The 22,687-nt window shown below is 37.9% G+C and carries 18 protein-coding genes and 1 other annotated feature; of the genes, 5 read left to right on the forward strand and 13 right to left on the reverse strand.

What is annotated here, in order from left to right; translation table 11 throughout:
* Positions 1-260 precede the first annotated feature (260 nt).
* Positions 261-1,448 (reverse strand): MFS transporter, encoded by a 1,188-nt coding sequence (locus JOC86_RS22665; RefSeq protein WP_205175472.1) that lies wholly within the window; start codon positions 1,446-1,448, stop codon positions 261-263.
* Between the two features lie 242 nt (positions 1,449-1,690).
* On the opposite strand from JOC86_RS22665, the gene JOC86_RS22670 reads away from it, so the two are divergent.
* Positions 1,691-2,977, forward strand: coding sequence for a Na+/H+ antiporter NhaC family protein (locus JOC86_RS22670; RefSeq protein ID WP_205175474.1), 1,287 nt, complete (start codon positions 1,691-1,693; stop codon positions 2,975-2,977).
* A 584-nt stretch (positions 2,978-3,561) separates the two neighbouring features.
* Here JOC86_RS22670 and JOC86_RS22675 read toward each other — a convergent pair.
* The 5 genes from JOC86_RS22675 to JOC86_RS22695 form a co-directional block, all read right to left on the reverse strand.
* Positions 3,562-4,323, reverse strand: coding sequence for a (S)-benzoin forming benzil reductase (locus JOC86_RS22675; RefSeq protein ID WP_239587797.1), 762 nt, complete (start codon positions 4,321-4,323; stop codon positions 3,562-3,564).
* A 355-nt stretch (positions 4,324-4,678) separates the two neighbouring features.
* Complete coding sequence (locus tag JOC86_RS22680) at positions 4,679-4,984, reverse strand: PTS sugar transporter subunit IIB (RefSeq protein ID WP_205175476.1); 306 nt, start codon at positions 4,982-4,984, stop codon at positions 4,679-4,681.
* Between the two features lie 168 nt (positions 4,985-5,152).
* Positions 5,153-5,473, reverse strand: coding sequence for a PTS lactose/cellobiose transporter subunit IIA (locus tag JOC86_RS22685; RefSeq protein WP_205175478.1), 321 nt, complete (start codon positions 5,471-5,473; stop codon positions 5,153-5,155).
* Entirely contained in the window at positions 5,470-6,762 is a 1,293-nt protein-coding gene (gene celB, locus JOC86_RS22690; protein WP_205175480.1) for a PTS cellobiose transporter subunit IIC, read from the reverse strand. The genes JOC86_RS22685 and celB overlap by 4 nt, the downstream gene beginning before the upstream one ends.
* 21 nt (positions 6,763-6,783) lie before the next feature.
* Complete coding sequence (locus JOC86_RS22695; protein ID WP_205175482.1) at positions 6,784-8,091, reverse strand: 6-phospho-beta-glucosidase; 1,308 nt, start codon at positions 8,089-8,091, stop codon at positions 6,784-6,786.
* A 220-nt stretch (positions 8,092-8,311) separates the two neighbouring features.
* Between JOC86_RS22695 and JOC86_RS22700 the strand changes: the two genes are divergently transcribed.
* Together JOC86_RS22700 and chbG are read left to right on the forward strand one after the other, a co-directional pair.
* Positions 8,312-9,037: a GntR family transcriptional regulator gene (locus tag JOC86_RS22700; protein WP_205175484.1), complete on the forward strand. Its 726-nt coding sequence runs from the start codon at positions 8,312-8,314 to the stop codon at positions 9,035-9,037.
* Positions 9,038-9,053: 16 nt separating this feature from the next.
* The gene (gene chbG, locus JOC86_RS22705; protein WP_205175486.1) at positions 9,054-9,740 is read left to right on the forward strand and encodes a chitin disaccharide deacetylase; all 687 of its coding nucleotides are present in this window, start codon (positions 9,054-9,056) and stop codon (positions 9,738-9,740) included.
* Between the two features lie 758 nt (positions 9,741-10,498).
* Here the strand turns inward: chbG and JOC86_RS22710 are convergent.
* The 4 genes from JOC86_RS22710 to JOC86_RS22725 form a co-directional block, all read right to left on the reverse strand.
* A complete protein-coding gene (locus JOC86_RS22710; RefSeq protein WP_205175489.1) occupies positions 10,499-11,272 on the reverse strand; it encodes a divergent polysaccharide deacetylase family protein in 774 nt (257 codons plus the stop codon).
* Positions 11,273-11,503: 231 nt separating this feature from the next.
* Entirely contained in the window at positions 11,504-12,418 is a 915-nt protein-coding gene (locus JOC86_RS22715) for a DUF1002 domain-containing protein (protein ID WP_205175491.1), read from the reverse strand.
* Positions 12,419-12,577: 159 nt separating this feature from the next.
* Positions 12,578-13,033 carry a hypothetical protein gene (locus tag JOC86_RS22720; protein WP_205175493.1) on the reverse strand — a complete coding sequence of 152 codons (456 nt, stop codon included), beginning with the start codon at positions 13,031-13,033 and terminating at the stop codon, positions 12,578-12,580.
* Positions 13,034-13,037: 4 nt separating this feature from the next.
* A complete protein-coding gene (locus JOC86_RS22725) occupies positions 13,038-13,469 on the reverse strand; it encodes a VOC family protein (RefSeq protein WP_205175495.1) in 432 nt (143 codons plus the stop codon).
* Positions 13,470-13,668: 199 nt separating this feature from the next.
* Here JOC86_RS22725 and JOC86_RS22730 point away from each other — a divergent pair, with 199 nt between their 5' ends.
* Complete coding sequence (locus tag JOC86_RS22730; protein WP_205175497.1) at positions 13,669-14,373, forward strand: DUF421 domain-containing protein; 705 nt, start codon at positions 13,669-13,671, stop codon at positions 14,371-14,373.
* Positions 14,374-14,724: 351 nt separating this feature from the next.
* Here the strand turns inward: JOC86_RS22730 and JOC86_RS22735 are convergent, their stop codons facing one another.
* Positions 14,725-15,711 (reverse strand): Gfo/Idh/MocA family protein, encoded by a 987-nt coding sequence (locus tag JOC86_RS22735; RefSeq protein WP_205175499.1) that lies wholly within the window; start codon positions 15,709-15,711, stop codon positions 14,725-14,727.
* A 123-nt stretch (positions 15,712-15,834) separates the two neighbouring features.
* Complete coding sequence (tyrS, locus tag JOC86_RS22740; protein ID WP_205175502.1) at positions 15,835-17,076, reverse strand: tyrosine--tRNA ligase; 1,242 nt, start codon at positions 17,074-17,076, stop codon at positions 15,835-15,837.
* 47 nt (positions 17,077-17,123) lie between these two features.
* Positions 17,124-17,337 (reverse strand) — a binding site (T-box leader).
* Between the two features lie 422 nt (positions 17,338-17,759).
* On the opposite strand from tyrS, the gene JOC86_RS22745 reads away from it, so the two are divergent.
* Positions 17,760-18,383 (forward strand): hypothetical protein, encoded by a 624-nt coding sequence (locus JOC86_RS22745; protein WP_205175665.1) that lies wholly within the window; start codon positions 17,760-17,762, stop codon positions 18,381-18,383.
* Positions 18,384-18,530: 147 nt separating this feature from the next.
* Here JOC86_RS22745 and JOC86_RS22750 read toward each other — a convergent pair whose 3' ends face one another.
* Positions 18,531-22,619, reverse strand: a complete 4,089-nt coding sequence (locus JOC86_RS22750) for a S8 family serine peptidase (RefSeq protein ID WP_205175504.1) — start codon at positions 22,617-22,619, stop codon at positions 18,531-18,533.
* Positions 22,620-22,687: the final 68 nt, after the last annotated feature.

The raw sequence follows: 22,687 nt of genomic DNA on the forward strand, positions 1-22,687 counted from the left end.
CTAGTAATCTTAGTTCAAATTAATTTGTGCAACCGTTTGCTTCACTTATTTTAATAAAAGGGCTTTCAAAATGCAATAGCCATTTTGGAATACCCCATATGAATAGAAAAAACTATTTGAACTTGTCGAGAATGGAGATTTTTTTGACTGGAATGAGCCTGTTTTTTGTCCAATAGTCTGGTTAAAATATCCGGAATCCACGATTATTGACCTCTCGACAAACCCCGACATCCATCTCTGTCTACTACTCCATAACACAACTAAGATTCCTGTACCTGCCTAAAAGTCAGCGTTTCTTTTTCCAACTTCATTAACCAGAAAGACAAAACAACACCTAGTAAGGATAAAGCAGCAAAAAACAGATATACTCCATAGATATTAAAAGAATCGTAAACAAGTCCCCCTGCGAATGTACTGAACCAATTTCCAAGTCCGTTCCCTATAGCCGCGTAAACCGTAATCGCCGTAACGGTAATACAGGAAGGTGTAATTTCTTTTATATATTGAAGTCCTGCTGGAATAAACAACCCTATAGAGAGTCCTTGAATTACCGCAGAAGAGTAAACGAGCCATAAGCTTGGTTCAGTAAAATAAAAGATCCATCGTACTAGAGAAGCAATCCCTGCAAGAGTGGCAATAGGTAAAAGTCCGATACGAGCAATCAGATTTCCCGCTACTCTCATAAATGGAATTTCTGATAAGACAGCAATCATAAACGCGATTCCAATTCCCGTGTAGGTCCCACCAGAGTCCTCGACAAAAAGTCCAAAATAAGTATTGTTCGCAAGATTTGGACCAAACACTAAGAACGTGATTGCTAAAAATAGGAGGAACTTCTTCATTGTGAGCAGCTCCTTCATGCCACTTTTGATATTAACAGCGGTGGATGCCTTCTCTTTTGGTGCATGTAACGCTAATAATGACGCGATAAGCAATGAAAGGAAGAATGCATAGAAAATCACTCGAGGTCCCATCCATCCTTCTGAAAGATGTCCCATGACAAAAACGGCAACCCCAAACCCTAATGAACCGAATAATCGAATGTTTCCATAGTTCACTCTTACTTTAGATGTATATTTCAACGCGATACTATCTGAAACGGGAATAATCGCACTTTGAAAGATAGCAATCATAACCGCTATCGCTATTAACCACAGATATTCATGTAAAAAAACATAGCCAATGCCAAATACACCGGCTACTGCCGTTGCAATAGACAATACTTTTGCCGGCTTACTCGTTACATCACAAATAATTCCCCATATCGGCTGAAAGAAAATCATGGTGATTGGACCAATCGACATAATCGTTCCAATTTGATAACCGCTTAATTGTTCGACTTCACTTAAATAAACACTTAATAATGGAAATAAGCTTCCCACTCCAAAGAAGGCGAAAAGGTAAAATCCTTGTAAAGTTAATATATGCTTTTTAATAGTATGATCCATCCATCAAATCCCCCATATTGGACTGATTTTACACTCTTCTTATAGTAGTCTTATCCCTAATAAATGTAAACGGTTATTATTCCGTTTGGTAGATCGTAATACCATAATTAAAGAGTGTCCAATTTTCAATTTGACTTCTCTCCTTAAACGCATTAAAGTATGGTGATAGATTATAGAGTCAAAATTGATTTTTCACTAGAAAATCATTGGTAATGAAACAGATAAAAAAGGAGTGCCCACCATTGGATAATCAACAAGGAAAACTCGTGGCCCTACTACCTTTAGTGGTCTTTATTCTTTTATTCTTAGGTTCGGGAATGATAACGGGTGACTTCTATTCTATGCCGATATTAGTAGCGATCATTATCGCAGCTATTGTTGCCTTGGTCATGAATAGAAAAGAAACCTTTTCTATTAAAATAGAGAGATTTGCAAGCGGAGCCGGAAACCCAGACATTATGATCATGGTATTTATTTTCATCCTTGCCGGTGCTTTTTCAAGCGCTGCAGATGGAATGGGTGCCGTGGATTCAACGGTTAATCTTGCGCTTTCAGCTTTACCAGAGAATCTATTAATTGTCGGTCTTTTCATCATTGGTGCCTTCATTTCCCTATCAATGGGAACTTCAACAGGTACCATTGCCGCACTCGCTCCCATCGGAGTAGGGATTAGTGGAGAAACTGACATTTCATTAGCGCTTTCGATGGCAACGATTATTGGAGGGGCCATGTTCGGGGATAATCTCTCGTTTATATCGGATACAACCATTGCAGCCGTCCGAACACAGAAAACAAAAATGAAAGATAAGTTTAGAGTAAACTTCTTTATCGTTCTACCTGCAGCTATTATTACGGTTATCATTTTATTTATCTTAACTTTCGGCAATGAATCGACTGTCACTTCAGAAGCGTATAATTGGCTAAAAGTTATTCCATATATAGGCGTTTTAATTGCCGCTTTAGTCGGGATGAACGTTTTTATTGTGTTAATCGGAGGAATCATCCTCACGGGGATCATTGGAATGTCAGACGGAAGCTACTCACTGACAAAATTTTTTGGTGCGATTACTGACGGGATTACGGGAATGGCTGAAATTGTCATTCTTACCCTTTTAATTGGTGGTGTCGTTGAGCTTATCCGTTATAATGGCGGGATTCAATATCTGCTTGAGCTAACAACAAAGAAGATTCGTTCCAAAAAAGGGGCGGAGTTTGCAATCGCTGGTCTTGTCAGCTCGACAAACCTTTCAACAGCTAATAATACCATTTCTATTATTACAACAGGTCCATTAGCAAGAGAGCTTTCGGAAAGCTATAAGATTGATAAACGGAAGTCAGCAAGCATTCTTGACATCTTTTCTTGCAGTGTCCAAGGAATCATTCCTTATGGGGCTCAAGCATTAATTGCTGCAGAGGTTGCAGGAATTTCTCCTGTCAGTCTTATACCTTATGGATACTACCCAATACTCATTGCTATTTGCGGCGCGATTGCCATTTGGATTAACTATCCTCGTTTTTCTAAAGATTAATCATTATAGGCTCTTTTCGTAATGATTTTGGTTATTTAACCCGCAGCCTGAATACACTTCGCGTACCTTAGGGTGACCCGTGAGCCTCCTCATTACGCCTGAGAGGTCTCTCTTTGGCCACTGTTCCCGCTAGGAGTATACGTGTATGCAGGCTGCTCATTGCTTCTAAAATGTATTTCCAACTTATCGCAGGTAGCAACAAACTTTTAGAAAACGAAAAAATGGGGCTGTCTGATTAATATTAGACGCCCCATCTTAACTTTATAAATATTGATTAATCAATGCTTCTTCATGGTTTTTACCCATTTGGGACAGCCAGAATTCCTACTACAATTCACGTATTGTTCTTCATGTTAACTGTTGATGAAATATATCACTCATTTTTTATTTTTCGTTTTAAAAATTATACAATTTTTCATCCTAGCCCTCTCTATACTAAGAAGAATCATCATTTTCCTTGTCTTGAATGTGGTAATGCACAACTAATAAAACAAAGGACTATCCTAAAGAAGTCAAGAACCAACCACAGAAAGATCATCTTCTATCTTTGTCGGTTCCTGACCCTTTTTGGTCTGCCCCACTTTTTAGTTCAGTAAGTCATTAACATGATAGATTTTACCGCTTTCAATCTCTTTATTTAAAAGGAGCTCCACAAGTGCTGAAGCAACGGTCTCTGTACTTCTAAGCATCCCTCTTTCTTTGTATTGCTTGAACTGATCAATATCAGCAAATGCCTCTTTATTAGCAGAACGAATGACACCCTGCATTTCCGTATCCATCACTCCCGGGCTAAAGGCAAAGATTCTTTCACGTCTTTTGTGATTAGCAAGTTCAAGAGCAACGGTTTCGGTAAACATGTTCAATCCTGCTTTTGTACTACTATAGGCACTCCACCCATGTACAGCCCGACTTCCGGCACCAGAAGTAATATTCGCAATCATGACGTCTTTCCTATTTGTACGTTCTAAAAACATATTTGTAATGATCATGGGGGCAAGCAGGTTAACATTTACACTTTTTTGGAGCTGGGCTGCCTCCATATTGCCGGCAGTATTAATGGGATCTACCATACCAGCATTATTTATAAGGTAGATGTTTTCCACGTTTGGTTGATTCACAATCTCCATTATTAACGAAAAAGAATCTTGAATCCCTTCTACTTTAGATAAATCACATGGAAAGTGCTGATAAGTAACACCCTGTACTTCCGCGTACTGTTTCACTTCATCGCTTTCCGATCTCGACACTGTTAATAGATGGATACCATTATCAACTAGCTGCTTGCAAATCGATTCACCTAGTCCTCTAGACGCTCCTGTAATGATGGCATACTTCACTTTGCTCATCCCTTTCCCTTCATCTGCTTCCAAACCTTATCATATAGAGAGGAATGTGTAATCTCAACTATTTAATACAAAAGTCTGTTTTCGCATAGATTGTTACTTTTCGAACAAGAGTAGATTCGAGGCATCTTTTCGTTCAAACAATAAATGTTTCACTAGTATTGAATTATTTTAGATAGTTGTAATGACTAAAAGCAACAAAGTTTACGAAAATAGCCATACAAAAAAGCGAATGCTCCAACGAGTCCAAAACACTTTTACCTACTACAGATATTTATTCTGTATTAAGAGGTTTATGTGCTTTAAACAATCGTTTGAACATACGCTAGTTAGATTACATTTTTCGAAGATGAAATATTTATTTTTGTAAAAGCTCTTGGGCTTGCTCTAACACTTTTTCTCCATTCATCATGCCATAATACATTTGATTGATAATATCTACTTTTATATTATAAGGCGCTGACTTTTCAACGATTTTAGAAGATAAATAACGGACTTGCGGGCCAATGAGGATGACATCCAGCTTATCTAAATGGTTTCCTAAGTCCGACTCTGAAGTAGCATTAATTGTAGCGTTTACCCCTTTTTCTTCTGCAGCTTTACGCATTTTTTGGACTAGCATACTGGTTGACATCCCAGCTGAACAAACTAACATGATATTCATTTATTTTACCCCCTCTAATTATTGGATGTTTTCGTAAAACGTATTGTTAAAGTTAAATAAGTGAGGATTCTGTATCCCTTTCTATGCTTGATGTCAGAAGGGAGCAGTTAGAATCGCGATAGCCCCATTTCTTAACTCATTAAACATAACAATATATTCGAAAAGTTTCTATTTATTTTGATGAATTTCAATAATCTCTTGTGCTAATTCTTTCACTGTGAGTGAATTCATTAGATGGTCTTGGGCATGAATGAGTAGAACTGTTGGGTTCTCTCCTTCACCTGAGGCTTCTTTCTGTAAGAGTTTCGTTTGGAAATGATGAGCTTCGTTAATTTCCGTCTCTGCTTCTTTCATTTTAGCAGCCGCTGCATCAAATTGTTTAGCTTTCGCCACTTGAATGGCTTCCATTGCAGAGGATCTTGCGTTTCCTGCGTGTAAAATGATCTGAAATGAAATCTCTTCCAAAGATAAATTTTTCTCTACATTCATGCTATCAAATCACCCTTTTCATCATTTTTCTTTAATTGCGCTCGTTCTGCTGCCATTAGGAAAGGAATATAGATCATGATGGCAATCGCTAAATTAATTATTTGAAGGAATACACCTTTCCAAGAGCCTCCACTTACAAGATAACCACTAATGATCGGTGGAGTCGTCCATGGCAGGATTGCCACTGTTTTTGGAACAATACCAAGACTTAGGGCAAAATAAGAGACAATGGTGAGAACAGTTGGTACTAATATAAATGGTATAAGCATAATTGGGTTTAAAACAATCGGTAAACCAAATAATACTGGTTCATTTATGTTAAAGACCCCTGCAGGAGCTGAAAGTTTTCCTACAGTACGATAATGTTTCGATTTTACAACAAGGAAGATGGCTATGATTAAGGCTATAGTGGTACCCGATCCACCCATAAATACATAGGAATCGAAGAAAGGCTTCGTGACAATGTAAGGCACATCATTAGCACTTATTCCGGAAGAAAATAAGCTTTGGTTTTCTTCGATTAATGGTAGATAGATAGAATCTATAATAGGTCCCAAAATATTGGTTCCATGTAATCCAAAAAACCATAATAAGTGATTTAAGAATGCAATAATAATAGCCGTCGGAAGTGAGTTAGATAAAGCTTGCAATGGTTCCTGAATAACCTTAAACACGATTTCGTGTAAACTAACTTCTGCAAAGGCAGTCAAGAGTGCTTGAAGTAGACCAACAAGAATCAAAATAATCGTCGCAGGGATTAACGCTTTAAAGGATTTTACTACTCCTTCTGGAACCCCTTCAGGCATACTGATAGTAAATTTTGAGTTAATGAGCACTCTAAATAATTCTGTAACCACCAATGAGGTGACAACGGCAACAAATAGTCCTTGAGCTCCTACCCAGGCAAAGGATATCCCCCAGTCCTCTGTAACAGGGGTCAAAATAATAAGAGATGCTACAGAAATGAGAGCCGCTGACAGTCCATCTAAGTTATACGATTTCGCTAAATTATAGCTTATAGAAGCAGCTACTAATAAGCTTAGAATGGCAAATGAACCGTTCCAAACATTACCCCCAACCGATTTCCATCCTTTTCCGAAGATCTTGAGCATAAAATCCTGAAATACTTGGACAGGAAAATTATTAATCAAAATGGCTAATGATCCTACAATAATCAGCGGCATTATTGCTACAAACCCATCACGAACAGCTACTAAATGTCGTTGAGAACCTATTCTCCCGGCAATCGGCATAAATTTGTCTTCCATAAACCCCATTATTTTACTCATCATTAATTTCCCCCATAAAAATTAATTGAATTGCGGTAAAAACTGTTTATGTGCCTCTAGCAATTCATCTAAAAGAATCTTGGCTGTTTTTTCATTTGGCACTAAAGGATTCATTACCATCGCTTGATAGGCTTCAAAATAATCTCCTGTCAGTGCGGCTCTAATCACTAATTCCTCAAGAGCTTTCATTTGTTGAATCATTCCTTTTACTGAGAGAGGAATGGAACCAACCGCCAATGGCATAGGACCTTCTTTGGTGATCACAGCGTTTACTTCAATAACTGAATCTACAGGTAAATCGGGAATCGCTCCTTTGTTGAATGTGTTAACCGTTTGGATATCGAGAGAATTATTGTAAATACTGACCATTAAACTACAGGCAGCATCACTGTAATAGGCACCTCCCCGTTTCTCTAATTCCTTTGGCTTTTCATTTAACGCTTCGTCTTGATATTGAATGAAAAGTTCTTTTTCAACTTTTCTAACAACCTCTGCTCTTGTTCCATTTTCTCTAAATGCCTTTAGATCTTTTTCTAACACCTCATCTGTCTGAAAGTAATATTGGTGATAAGGATTAGGTAGCATTTGTAATGATTGGATAAATTCTGCTGACCATCCAAGGGAAACAATATTTGCAGGTGAAAAATCAATTTCCTTCTTCATTAGTTTTTCAAGGACCTCTTGTGTTTTATCTACTCCTTTAATGAAAACACGCTTCCCAAACACAAAATGGTTCATTCCCAAAAACTCGATTTGTACTTCATTCGGATAACAATTCATCATTTCTGCAACACTGTTTTTCATATTAAATGGAATATTACAGACTCCAATAACCTTGTCATGCTTACTGTTTTTCAGTAGTGCCTCTGTAACAATCCCCGCTGGATTTGTAAAATTTATCAGCCATGCGCTAGGACAAATATCATGGATGTCTTCACAGATGTCCATAAGTACTGGAATGGTTCTAAAAGCCTTAAAAATGCCTCCAGGTCCATTTGTCTCTTGTCCGATTACCCCATGGCTTAACGGGATTCTTTCATCCTTTTCTCGAGCTGACAGTCCACCAACACGAATTTGTGCCGTAACAAAATCAGCACCAATTAGGGCTTCTCGTCTATCAAGAGTCCATTCTAACTTAATCGGGACAGATGCTTTCGCAATCATTCTTTGTGCTAATGCCCCTACTGTCTCAAGCTTGTCGTTTCCCTCTTCAATATCAACAAGGGTTATATTGGATACTGGGAAAGAGTCATACCTTTGAATGAATCCCTCGATTATCTCTGGTGTGTAACTAGATCCTCCCCCGATAATGACCACTTTTACAGACATTCTGTTATCTCCCTTCAAGTTGTAAGCGATTTCTTATTAAGAAATGTATCATACAAATTTTCAGTTGTCTATATATTGTAATAACAAATTATTGTATTTATGAACAAATAATCAAATTTGTTATTACAAATTTTTATTTATGTTAATATAAAATCAATAGTGAAAAAATTCCCTTTATGTTATAACAAGTATAAGGAAACAAGTGGAAGGGAGAAGGATGATGAAGGACACACATGAAGGCAAAGCCTTACATTCTCATATAAAAGAAGAAATTATCCAGTTAATCAAGAATGGGGAATATAAGCCCAATATGCAGCTCCCAACAGAAGCAGAGTTTTGTAAAAAGTTTCGTGTAAGTAGAACGACGGTACGTACAGCGCTGCAACAGCTTACTCTTGAAGGGTATGTCTATCGAAAACAAGGGCGCGGGACATTTATTGCTGAAAACAAAGTTAGTCAAACCTTAACGTCAACAATTGATAACTATAATGAACAGCTTAAAACCCAAGGAAAAAAACCTAAGATTAAAGTATTAAATCTGGATGTCATTCCAGCCGAATCAACCATCGAAAAAGCTTTACACTTAAAAACTGGGGACCCCGTTAACAAATTGGAACGAATCCGCTACTCTGACGATGTTCCACTGCAATATGAAATTGCTTATTTACCTTGGTTTAAGACCCCTGGATTAAATAAAGAGGAGTGCGAAAAATCTCTCTACAAATTCTTAGAGACACAATTTAACTTGAAAATAAAACGAACAGTTGAAACGATTGAGTTATTGATTGCAGATGAAACAGTTTCAGAAAAAATTAGAGTTAAAGTTGGCACACCTTGTTTTAAAATTGAAACGACAGCCTATTTAGAAGATGGGACAATTATTGAATTCTCGAAAGCTATTTTCAGAGGAGACAAGGCCAGCTTCCTTGTTGAAAGAACCTATTAATGGAGGGGGATCTAATGTGGGAAAAATCATTGTAAATGCAGATGACTTCGGCTTATGTAATGGGGTGAATTATGGAATCGTGGATTCGCACCAATATGGAATTGTTAACTCTACAACCATGCTCGTCAATATGCCTGGAACAAGGCATGCCGTAGAATTAGCAAAACAGTATCCTTCTTTAAATTTAGGGATCCACCTAACACTCACATGTGGGAAACCGGTTCATAACGAAGTGCCATCTCTTATAAATAAAGACGGGTATTTCCGTTTAACAAGCCGATTCCGTGATGACTTATCAATTAATCTTAAAGAAGTAGAATTAGAATGGGATGCTCAAATTCAAAAATTCCTATTATTTAATCTACCATTATCTCATATTGATAGTCACCACCACATTCACGGGTGGGAACTCCTTGCACCAGTCATTCAAAAATTATCAAAGAAATATAATCTCCCTGTAAGAAATGTCTATGATCAAAAGATTTCGGATCTCTCATATTTTACAGAAAAGTTTACTATGGACTTTTATGGAGAGAAGGTTTCAAAAGAGTTTTTCTCGGAATTATGGAGGAATATTGGAGAGGAAGAAACGATTGAAGTAATGTGTCATCCCGCTTACATAGACTCCTACTTAAAGAATTATTCTTCCTATTGTGAAGAAAGATTGGTAGAGCTGGATGTTCTTACTTCTGTTACGATTTAAGTTGGGTGTTTTATAGGAATCTGGTGCAAAAGCTCGAGTGTGAATACAGGAAGAACAAAAGTCTATTCCAGATGTAATGAAAGCGATTTTCCCCAAGCTCGCAACTTTTCATTACAGTCGAAGAAGCATAAGCAGTTGATTTCTTAATCAAAACCGGCTAGTTTAAACTCGAAGCTTCAATGGCCAGATCCAAATGTATGTTATGGGCACTTCACCAAAAGCATCCATCAACTTAGTGAATGTTTTATCGAGATTCATATGTGATGTTATGGCTGTTTATACTGGTAGAAACAAAGAATATTAATCCTGATATCAGGTTGTAGAGGACGTTATTTTTGCTTTTCTGGATTTTCACGACCTCATACGGCTCCTTTGAGGACGTCATTTTCGCTTTTCTGGATTTTCATGACCTCATTCGGTTCCTTTGAGGGTGTCATTTTCGCTTTTCTGGATTTTCACGACCTCATACGGCTCCTTTGAGGGTGTCATTTTCGCTTTCCCATTACCCTTATCGACAATCTCCCTTATCTCATTTCCAAGAACAAAAATTTGAAACTTCCAGTTAGATCACGACTTGTATTAGGAGAGCTGGAAGGCTTGGGAGCCTTCCCCCCTCATTCCTGACTTGGATTTGAATTCTGGAGAAGGACTGAATTAAAACAAGTTCATTTGATCGTTATCGACCCCTATGTATTTTATATTGTCCTATAAAATAAAAAAATGCCCTTGAACTCATATTGAATTCAGGACATTTTATCTCAAGGCATGCTTTTATCAATATATTTATATTCATTAATTAGCCCAGACAATGGGACCAGTTCCGCTTTCTGTTGGTAAAGTGGGATAAATTCCTTCAGCATGGATACAACCTTTGTACCTGTAACTCCGACATGACCAATCGCAATGGACTGGTCATCCCTATCTATTTCTTCGGAAAGCTTTTTAGCTTGTTGTAAAATATGCTGCAATGTGTAAACATCATCAAAAAATAACTTATTCTCTAATAAGGGGACGCCTAATTCTTCCGCCAGCTTAGGTATAACGGTTTTTCCTGTTGTTTTACTATCCAGATAATATAGTCCGTTTTCCTTACACACTTCTAGAACGATTCTCATTACTCGTTCATCTGCTGTAGCTTTCGAACCCATATGATGATTCATTCCTACGGCATACGGCACTGACTTAATAGCATCCTCTACCCTTTTTCTAATTTCCTTATCACTCAAATCGGTGGTGATCGCTCCTGGTCCAAGCCAGCTTTTCTTTCCTTTAATAGGCTCCATAGGCATATGAACGATGACTTCATGCCCATTTTCAAACGCGTGACTGGCGTCCTGTGTCGAGGTTGATAAAAACGGCATGATCGCCACTGTTAAAGGAACATCGAGGGCTAACAATTCATTCGTACCTTTCATATTATTCCCTAAATCATCAATCACAATGGCAAGCTCTTTTTTTGGAATCACTGTTTGCGCATTGGCAATAGCATTAAACAGAATGAAAAAAGAAAATACAAGTGAAAGAACTCTCATAATGGGACCCCTTTTTTTCTTATATATTGCCCAAATGAGAGGGAAAAAATTTATAGGTTGTATACATTTATTAAAACCATTTTTTGATGTGTTAGTCTTTTTATCGAAAACTTTTTCTGGAATTTGTTCTTACCTTTTACACTATTACTTCGGCTTCTTCTGATCACCTTCAAGGTAGTTATCGATTTCTTGGCACAAAAAAAGGTTGTCACTTAAGGACAACCATTACTTTTATTTAAACAAATTGGCAATCGATTCAAACAAATCTTTAAAGAAATCAAGGATAGATTGGATAAATCCTTTGCTATCTTCACTAACCGAATCAAGCTTATCTTGGAGTGTGGAGGTAATGTCTTCAAGCTGCTTCTTAACATTATCAAAGTTAATATCAAGATCCTTCATTTTGTTAAAAAGATCAATAAGCAACTGGCGGTCTTCAGGACTAAGCTCAATCTTAAGGTCCTTAAGCTTTTCCTCGACAATTTGTTCTACTTCTTCTTTTGTTGCTGGATTCTGTTCAGCAATTTCTTTTTTGATTTCAGTAAGGAGTTCACTGACCTTTTCTTGGTTCATCCCTTCTTTATCGGCAAGCTTTGTGGCTAGATTTAATTCATCATTGGCCACCTCCATACGGACAGTATCAAGCTTTTCTCCACTTACTTCGTATGCCTTGTAAATCCCGACAAGTGCGGAATGACCACTTACTTTAATAGGTGATGCCACTTCCACAACAGCATCCTCCACTCCAGCGGTCAATAGCGCATTAGCATACATTTCATCTGTTACCTGGGTGATGTTTCCAGGAGTCGCCCTTTCAATGACAAGGCCTTCGCCTTTTTCTTTACGCGTGATTTTCGCAGAAGAAAACATTCTAGCATTCCGGTCTTCTCCCTCAATATACTTCACTAAATCTTCACCAGTCGCTGTAATTTCCTCTACTTGGCTTGAGTCTGTTACACCTAAAGCTTCTTTCACTTCTTGCTTCTGGGAATCTGATAAAGATTCACCGTAAACCACAATGGGTAATCCAAACTTTTCATTAATCCCTTCATCTGTTTTATCATTATCTGCTGCAAATGCCTGATTGGCCGATACACCGACTAATAAGGCAATCATAAGTAAAATTTTATTAAAACGCTTCAACATTCGAATCGTTCTCCTTTTTATACAAGTTTATGATCTCTACTATACCACATGATTTTGAAACGAACTTAGCCTTACACTCCACCTCCTCCTATAAGACGTATAGAAACGAGATGAGGTTTCATTTTTTGCGCAAAAATAAAACACCCGATTGGGTGCCCATTACTGATTAAGTTTAAAAGGTGCTGATTGAATTCGTTTCACTTTGTCCTTTGAATAAATCGCTACTCTCATTTTATCTGAACCTTGAAAAACCCTTTCAGGATTCAACATTTCAACAGTAAGATTTCCTTTGTCATCCGGTTGGAAGGTCGTTTCTCCTATGATTTCACCTTTGTGAATGGTAACATTTTCCCGAGGACCGAAGCTGACTCCTCCACCTTCATCACCTGTTATCGTAATGGAATATGTGGAGTTTGGATCTAAATTCTCTGCCATTACTGATATAGAAACCGCATTTGAACTTTTGAAGGAAAGCCGGATTGCTCCATGCCCTTCACTCAAACGCAGCTCCGTTGTTTTTTGAAGGATAGTGATTTCTTCTGTTTTACCTTCTGATTCTGCTGAATGGCTACAAGCAGCTAGTAACAGAACAGCTAGAATCCCTAGCCTTTTCAAAACCTTACCCCTGAACAATATCAGCAAATCTTTCTTTAAAAGCTGGACTTAATTCGCTCCAGACATCAAACGCGTTATCGTCAGGATCATAAAACACAAAATTTCGTCCAGGATGACCCCGATCTTCAATTTCACCTACCTTAACCCCTTTATCAGCCAGCTCTTGGTGTAAATCCATCAATTCTTTTTCGCCGTCTACTTCAAAGCTCATGGAAAACCTTGAATTGCCATCACAATCTATAAAGTTTGCACATTGTCCTTCCTTTGCTTTCACAAGGAAAAAACTTTGATTAGCCATATTAATGATGGCCATTTTTCCACTTTCGTCAAGGTAACTTGGGATCGCCCCAAGTTGATTTGAATACCATTTGACAGATTTCACCACATCGGAAACAGGAATATATGATGTGCCCACTCGCAATAAACGTTCACTCATTTAGTCCACCCCATCCTTTCATTAATATTACCTATTCAACAACAGAACGGATATTCCTCTAATATTTTTATTGAAAAAATGATGGCAAATTGCCAGGAAATGATCCAAAGTTAACATAAATCATCTTGTATCATAATTAAAAGTGAGCAGTGTCATACTAAGTAGGAAATTCAACAATGATTCATTAGGGAAGGATTCTATGGATTTTTTTAGTGGTCAGGAAACTCTCACCGTTGTTCAGTGGGCTTTGAGAGCTGTAGTTGGATTTTTCTTTTTGCTATTTGCTGCAAAAATTATGGGGAAACGATCGATTTCTCAACTAAGGCTGCTCGATTTTGTCATGGCATTATTACTTGGAAATATTATTGCTCACCCCCTATCAGATGAAGGATTAGGATTAAAAGGATCGATGACGACCATGACGGTACTCGTTCTTTTATACTCTGCAGGTGTTTACATCAGCTTAAAATGGCCTGTCATAAGACGATTTCTCGACCCCTCTCCAGTTCCTTTAATTCGTAATGGCGAGATTCTCTATACAAATTTATCGAAGGCAAGAATTACTCTTGATGATCTATTAGCAGAGTTACGAAAAGAAAAAATAGAAGATGTCCAAAAAGTAGCCCTTTCTTTATGGGAAGCAGATGGATCTCTTACCACCTTTCTTCATCCTCAGCATCAAACCGTCACGGCTAAAGATATCAATCTAACACCGCAGCCATTTTCTTTCCCGATGACGGTTATTAAAGATGGAAAAATCGTCAAAAAAGATTTAGTCAATTTAGGAAAGGATGAACAGTGGTTAAAAAACGCTCTGCAACTGAATTATCAGAAAAGCGTAAATGATATTTTGTTAGCTACTTTGGATCACAGTGGAAAGTTAAAGATTTTTTTATACAAATAAATAGACAGAATCTATTTTGGATTCTGTCCTTTTTTAAAAGGTTAGTACAGGAACGTTGCTTTCCTCTTGTTTTTAATTGGAATTGAGATTTTTGAAATAAAGTCGAACTAACTCGTTTGCTTTTCTAGTGAAAATCTTAAATCATCTTTGTTTTCGAGTAAATTTTGAGCTTTGAGTTTAGGTTTAATCGCCCTTTTTTCAACTTTAAGGCTTTTATTTTCAACTTATACTGTTTTATTTTCAACTTTTAGCATTCTATTTTCAACTATCCCTATTTTATTCTCAACTTTCGGCTTTTATCGATTTCTCGACATCAAACGACAATTTCCCCCACCTTCATCACCTGCAAAGTTATTCCAACCCATCACTCGGAAAAACAACGCCAATCTGCTTCCGAATCTCATCGATGATTTCCATCGTGGTAATCGAGTTTTCAATCGAATTCGTTTCTGACTCCGTTTCTCCTTCTTGTGCAAGTCGAATAAATTCTTCTGCTTCATAAAACATGGTTTTAGCTTTTTGAGGCTGCGAAAGCTCCTCTTTTTCACCATTTCTATAGAAGATCTCTACTTTTTCTGGAGTATGAATTTTATCAATAACAAGATTTCCATCTTCACCTTGTATTTCAGCAGGGAGATTAGAGTTCGTGATTTTAGAGTACATGACCACTGCATCCATATCCTTATACTTCAACACGACACTTCCTTCTCCATCTACACCTGATTCGAGAAGCACTCCTGTTGCCTTAACACTTTCTGGTTTTCCAAATAGGACAACTAGGGGATAGATACAGTAAACACCAATATCCATGATCGACCCATTTGAAAATTGCGGGTTAAAGGCATTTAGCACGGTTCCTTCTTTATACGCGTCATAGCGTGAAGAATATTGACAATAACTTGCAAAATATCTGCGGATTTTCCCTAATTTATGTAGATTCTCTTCCACCACTTTAAAATTTGGAAGCAAAGTAGATTTTAAAGCTTCCATTAAAAGCACATTATTTTCTTTGGCAACTCCAAACATTTTCGAGGCTTCTTTTGCATTGGAAGCAACCGGTTTTTCACAAAGTACATGCTTTTTATTTTTCAAAAATAGGCTGGCATGCTCTGCATGGAAAGCGTTTGGACTAGCGATATAAACTGCCTCAATATCATTACTAGCCGCCATAGCCTCTAGATTAGTAAAAGTTGTCTCTACACCATATTTACCTGCAAACTCTTCTGCTTTTTCTTTCGTTCTAGAATAAACAGCCGTAAGCTCAAACCCATTTACTTCTTGGGCTGCTTCTATAAATGCATCGGTTATCCAATTTGTTCCGATGATCCCAAATTTCATTGTGGATGATCCCCTTTCATTAACTTTTTATCCCCTTATCATAATTCATGATGAGGGTGGAAGCAAAGGATTTAAGTGATATAGGGGCTCTGGACTATTATGGCCAGCCCCTCAGTCTACCTGCTAAATCAACTTCACAAACTTTCGCTTCCCAACTTGAACAACCATCCCATGCTCTACCTTAACGACAGTATGAAAATCGACAATTTTCTCACCATTCATTCTCACGCCACCATTTTGTATCATTCGTCTTGCTTCGCTTTTTGATGGTAATAGCCCAGCGGTAACAAGAAGGTCGATCATTCCAATTTCTTCATCTCCATGCCATACTATTGTTGGTATTTCATTCGGGATTCCGCCTCTTTGAAAAACAGAAGTAAAATGCTCTTCTGCTTTTTCCGCCGCCTTTTCTCCATGGTACATACGAACAATGGTTTTGCTTATTAACATTTTTGCATTGCGAGGATGAAGCTCTCCATTATCCAACCCGAGTTTGAAATGACTTTTCTCTTCTAAACTAAGGTCTGTAACCAGATCAATATATTTTGTCATTAAGTCATCCGGAATCGACATCGCTTTTCCGTACATTTCGTTTGGATCTTCGTCAATTCCAATATAATTCCCTTTCGATTTAGACATTTTTTCGACACCATCTAAACCTTCAAGCAATGGTAGGAGGATGACGACCTGCTTCTCCTTCCCAAACTGCTCCTGCAAATGTCTTCCCATCAACACATTAAAATGTTGATCCGTCCCGCCAAGTTCAATATCACTTCCAAGCTCTACGGAATCGTACCCCTGCATTAATGGGTAAAAAAACTCATGTAAAGAGATGGGTTTCCCTACATCTAGGCGATTGGCAAAATCATTTCGTTCCATCAATCTTGCCACCGTTATTTTCCCTGCTAAATGGATGACATCTTCAAGATGCAGCTTTGACAGCCATTTTGAATTGTAAAAAAGCTCGACCCTTTGCACATCAAGTACTTTACCGAATTGCTCAAAGTATGTTCTCGCATTATACTTCACTTCTTCGTCAGTAAGCTGCTTTCTCGCAACCGATTTTCCAGTCGGGTCTCCGATCTTACCAGTGAAATCACCAATAATAAGCTGAATGGTGTGACCGTTATCCTGGAATTGCTTTAATTTGTTTAATACCACCGTGTGACCGATATGAACGTCAGGGGCAGAAGGGTCTAATCCTAGCTTCACCTTTAAAGGCTTCCCCGTTACTAACGACTTAGCAATTTTTTCTTTTAATTCTTGAGAAGGAATAATCTCATGGACTCCATTTGAATAGATGGCATACTGCCTCTCCATTTCCTTCTCTTGTTCTTGTGACAGCTGTTCTATAAATGTTTCCATTTCATTAACCTCCTTGTTTTTTGAAAAATAAAAAACCACATCCCTAAAAATGGGACGTGGTTATACGCGGTACCACCCAAATTGAAGATCTTATCTTCCACTCAACGTTTTAACGGTACGACCGTTCTTTGCTACAAGTATTGGTTCACAAAGAATGCTCAAGGAGGTAATTCATCATGATCTTTGTACCGATTCACACCTACCACCGGCTCTCTTCAAACAGGGAGATCATTGACTACTTATTCCCATCATCACTTTTTTTATAAATTAGACTAATTTTAGCGGATTACTTGTAGGAATTCAATAGTTTTTTAATTTCCTTGTTTCTAAACCTGTTGAATATCCTGCAAATAGGAGTGACATTTATTAAAGCAAAATACCAGTCTGGTTGAATAATGAAGCATTCATAGAATTTCCATTTAGAGATGATTTTCTTTCCTTGACTAGGATATAAGTAGGTTCATGTTTGCTGGATTATCGTCAAATTACTGAAGATCCCCGTCCTATGGCATACGATAAGACTCAAAAGGCTTACAAATCTCATCTATTGTAATCTAGGAACAGGGACAAGAGGAAATTAGTAGGGGCAAAAAAATAGGCCATTTACCCAATTGTTTTATTTTTACATTACGATAAACTGTAATAACGTAAGAACAAAAATTAATAGGGAGAGTGAATGGTTTATGAAAAAATTGCTATCTGGTCTTGTAACAATGCTAGTGTTTGTTCTTGTTGCTTCTACTGCATCAGCTTCAAGTAATACGGTTGTTAATCTTAAATCTGAAGTAGAAAAAGAGTACACGATTAAATCGTTCGACTATTTAGCTGTAGATGGAAAAGTTGTGGATTCAAAGACTATTGTGAATAACAAATCAAACAGCAATGACATAAAAGTAACCATGGTTCTACCTAAAAAGAATAAAAACGGCGATTGGTTGGCGTATGGATTTACGAGCCGGGAAAGTTTGCAGGCATTTATCGAAAAAGATAAACAGAGACTTCAAAACAATGTAGAGATCATGGGCAGCGGTACTTGCTGCACTGATTTCTATGAGTATAAAAATAAAGGCGGACAGTATATTTATTGGAGAGACGGGTTTAAAAACTTGCCTTCTAGCTGGAATGATAGAATTTCCTCTTTAAGCACGGCATCACCTTCTGCAAGCTATTCGACGACGCTGTGGGAGCATACTTCATATCAAGGGTATGGCAGAGGAGTCTTCTTTAGACACTCCGACTGGTGGGGTAAAACAGCTAATTTGGCTTGGGATTGGAATAACGAGGCTTCGGCGATTGAAATCAATTAATAGGAGATTATCAATGACTAGGTAAAGAAGTTTTAAGATCACTATTTTTTCATTTGATTTAATAGAAATGGAGAATAGTGATTTTTTTGTAAGAGAAGAGGAAGCCCTGGATGGCTTCCTCTTCAAATACTGGAGTACCCCTTTACGTTAGGGGGTAACTCCCAAGTCTTCTAAAATTGATTCTAGTGTTTTTCCATCATAATTTTCTAATGGTTTAGGAGAGTTCTCTACATGCTCATTTTGCTTGAGATAGTTAGTTTGAACATACTTAATGTCTTTGCTATTAACCGTTCCATCAAAGTTAATATCAGCTGCCCGGTTATCAGTATTCCATGCATCTTGGATATCAATCGCGTCTAATACATCAATCACGTTATCCTGGTTCACATCACCAGCCGTAATACGTATTGGGTTAACCCCATGGTTCATACCAATCAGCTCCCCATTATGCTCATAGCCAATTTGCTGTTCACTTTTCGTAACAAAGTGACCTGGAACTTTCATCTCCAACGTATAAGGATCTTTACTTAATGGAAGCTTTTCAATGATATATTGTGCATTGTCGATTGATGATGATGCGTCAAACTCGCTTCCTTTAGAATCAATGAACCTCACTGATGCACCAACCTTTGACCAATCTTTTTTATCTAAGTATTCGCCTCCTTCTGGTCCCACATAAAACCCTTCAGGTAAAACATTGCCATAGACTCTATTAAACTGTGGCGATACCTCAATATTTGCACCTGCGTTTAGTACTTTGATTGTTTCATTATTTCCATTTGTTACTTCGACTGTTGGATTGATCTCAGCTTGCTGTATATATTGTTCATCTTGTACTTTTAATGTAACCTCGACCACTTCCGAATGGTCAAATACACCGTTAGCTTCATCAAATTGAACTGATACCTTATCTCCATCAACTTTTAGCGTAGCTTTATTTACAAATGAATCTGTAAGCTTCGCAGCAACTAGCTCAACAGATTTCATGCCCCAAATTTCTCCGAAGGTCCATTTAGCTTTACTTAGTTCATTTAAGTTATCCAACACTAGTTTTGCATGAACCGTATCACCTGTGTTGGCTTCAACTGTTTCACTCTTCGCATACGTTACAGCTGTTCCTTCTTGGACAAAGTAATATTGCTTTCGTAAGCCTTTATTTCCTGCCATATCGTACCCATCCATTGTAAAGGATAACGCTGGTGTAGACTTATCCATGGCAATTTCGTCTACAAATTTCCCTTCCTTATCCATGTAAATAGGCGATGAAGGAAAAGGTGAATTCCATGTATAGACCATGAAATTAGATGATTGATCAACATCAATCCCGACCTCTTGCATCTTTTCTACGTGAGGGTCATCGATTTGAATGTCAAATGGGTATGTTTCTTGACCTGGTTTATATTCAAGGAATGGTGAACCGCTTTCATCAAGTGAACTTTCAAATTTAGGATCATCAATATCAATAAACACATCACGCGTTTCTGTTATTACTTTTCCAGAATGCCCTGTTGTAATAAATTTCAGCTTGTAATGACCAGGCTGTGCATAGCTTACTTCTTGTGAAATTGGTTGTTCGGAATCACCTGTGAATTTATTATACATCCCTTGGAATGCCATTAAGCCATAATTTATATTTTCAGAGCTATTCTTAAGGTCAACTGTCCCAATAAACCCTAAATCCTTCCCTGTTTCACCATCTTGAAGAACCACATCCATTTTAGCCATTGGTGAACTTAAATTAAAGTCTACAAACATCGCCCGATTTCGATATCCATCAAAACCGTTGTTTAAATAAAATGGTGATAATGCTGGGTTAAAGACCTCGAGATAATTTAACCCTTCCTCTGTAACTCTAAAGTTGAATGGAAGACGGTAACGTTCTGATGAATTTTCTTTATTAGTAAGCGTGATATAGCCCTCATAAACACCTGTTTTTGCTGATTTTGGAACCGTTAGGAAGACATTATTTTTCTTTTCTTTATTGGCCTTTACCTTAATCTTCTTACTTGAACTTACCTTTACTCCATTTTCTTTGAGGCTATTCGTTCCTTCGATTACATTTTCTTCTATCGAAACTTCAAAGGTTTTCGCTTTATCACTATTGTTGGTGAGACTTAAGCTTTTCATCACCCGTATATGATTGCCGGCTTCTCCAAAGTGTTGACCAAAGCTTACTCCCCCCGTTGGATTTTCAATTGCTACTAATTCTTCCCCATCCGGAATGAGCGTTTCGTCCTTCACTTGAACCTTCATCTGACTATGAACCGCTTGATAAGGATCGACCCTTCCAGCACCTACTTCAAATACACTATACTCCCCGTTTAAAGGTTCTGCCGTGTTCATGAGTATGGTTTTAATATCGTCTGGATCCAGATCAGGATTTGCCTCTAACAATAGTGCTGCGATTCCTGCAGTATGCGGCGTTGCCATTGATGTACCATTAAGTCTTGCATAGGCGTACGTATAATCATCGGTATCTTCATGATTAATCATGAAAGAAGGGTACGTAGAAAGGACACTTACTCCAGGAGCAACCACTTCTGGTTTCATATCATAATTTTCTCGAACGGGTCCTCTAGAGCTAAAGTCAGCTAGCTGATCCCCTTCTGTTTTTATTGTTTCAAAGTTATCGAACGTGAAGGTTTTCATTCCATTAGCAATCGCTGCTTTTAATTGTTCTCCCGCAGCTTTGGTCATTGAAAATGCCGGAACGAAATCAGTCGATTCTCCAAGATTGTAGCCAACATGACCATCCACATTGTTATACATGATGACAGCTGCTGCTCCATGTTCTTTAGCAAATTTGATTTTGTCATTAAGGGCAAATTCCCCACGCTGTACAAAAGCAATTTTCCCTTCAACTTCTTTACCCGTATAATCCTGAGAATTTCCTAAGCCGACATCAACCAGTTCAAGAGAATTTCCTTCTAGCTTTGCAAAGTCATCAGCAAAGCTTCTACCCATACTTACGATGTCAGTAGACCAATCCCCTTCAGTGCGGCCAGTAAATGTTGCTTGAGACATAGGAACATCACTTGCCCCAACGGTTAAGGCAAATGCTGCTGTACCCGGTGAACCTACTGTATAATCTTCAGGTCCTGCGTTACCTGCAGCTACTACAGCCGTTACCCCATTTAAAACGGCATAATTAATAGCAGTGCTTGTTGGGTAGTAAGGATCATTTATGTCAGCCCCTAGTGAAAGGTTGATGACATCCATTCCATCCTCAATTGATTTTTCAATCCCTGCAAGAACGTCTTCCGTTGTCCCGCTTCCATAAGGTCCAAGCACACGGTACACATAAAGGTCGGCATCAGGAGCAACTCCTTGAACAGACACTTCACTATCGTTTACGTTCTGACCAACAATTGTGCCGGAAACGTGTGTACCATGAGAAGTATAATAAGAGCTACCCCACGGAGCATATTCTGGTTCATTTGTATTTTCCCAATCTTTATACGTTGCTTCCATTGGATCTTGATCTTCATCGACAAAATCATAGCCACCTTTATAGGCATCCTTTAAATCTGGGTGGTTATAATCAATACCCGTATCTAAAACGGCTACCTTAATTCCCTCACCTGTAATGCCTTCCTTATGTAGTTCATCGATTTTCAAATAAGGAATACTTTCAACGGACGTGGTGATTTCTCTGTCTACATCTTCAGGAAGGTCTTTCTTAACCGGGTCAACCGTGAACGTCTGATTTTTATATACCGCTTGGACTACTTCCGATTTCATAAGTTGTTCGACTTGATTTGCTGGTAAGGTCATAGCTACACCGTTATAGGCTGTTTTATAAGTAGCGGTAATATCGTTTGAAATGCTTTTCCCTTTGGCATTCTTTTTAGGAAGAATTTTTTTGATGTCTTCTTTAAAGGCTTTATGCTCTTTTTCTACCTGTATATTTGCCTTTTCTTTATCCATTTTCTTCCCATTTGCTGCCGCTTCTAGCACAGCAACTTTACTAGGCTTTGATTTAAACTGAACAATGACCGATACTTTCTTTTCTTCCTCTAACTCACCTGCTTTAAATCCTTGTAAGCCGGTATGATCTTGCAATTCTAATTGCTTTAATGCTTTTCTTTGTTCATCTGTCAATGAAGATAGAATGTCTTCCGTCTTCAGTTTAGATGCCGTTACCTCTGGTATAAATACGGAGTTTCCTGGTGATGCTAGCAAACCAATAGACAGACTAATGGCTGCTGTTTTTTTAACAAACGAATTCACTTTCATATACACCCAACTTTCTTAATTATAGATTAATAGTAATAGAAAAATTAGTAGAGGAATCCTTCCTTTCA

Origin of the sequence: Rossellomorea pakistanensis, assembly GCF_016908495.1 — a bacterium.
Taxonomy (GTDB): Bacteria; Bacillota; Bacilli; order Bacillales; family Bacillaceae_B; genus Rossellomorea; species Rossellomorea pakistanensis.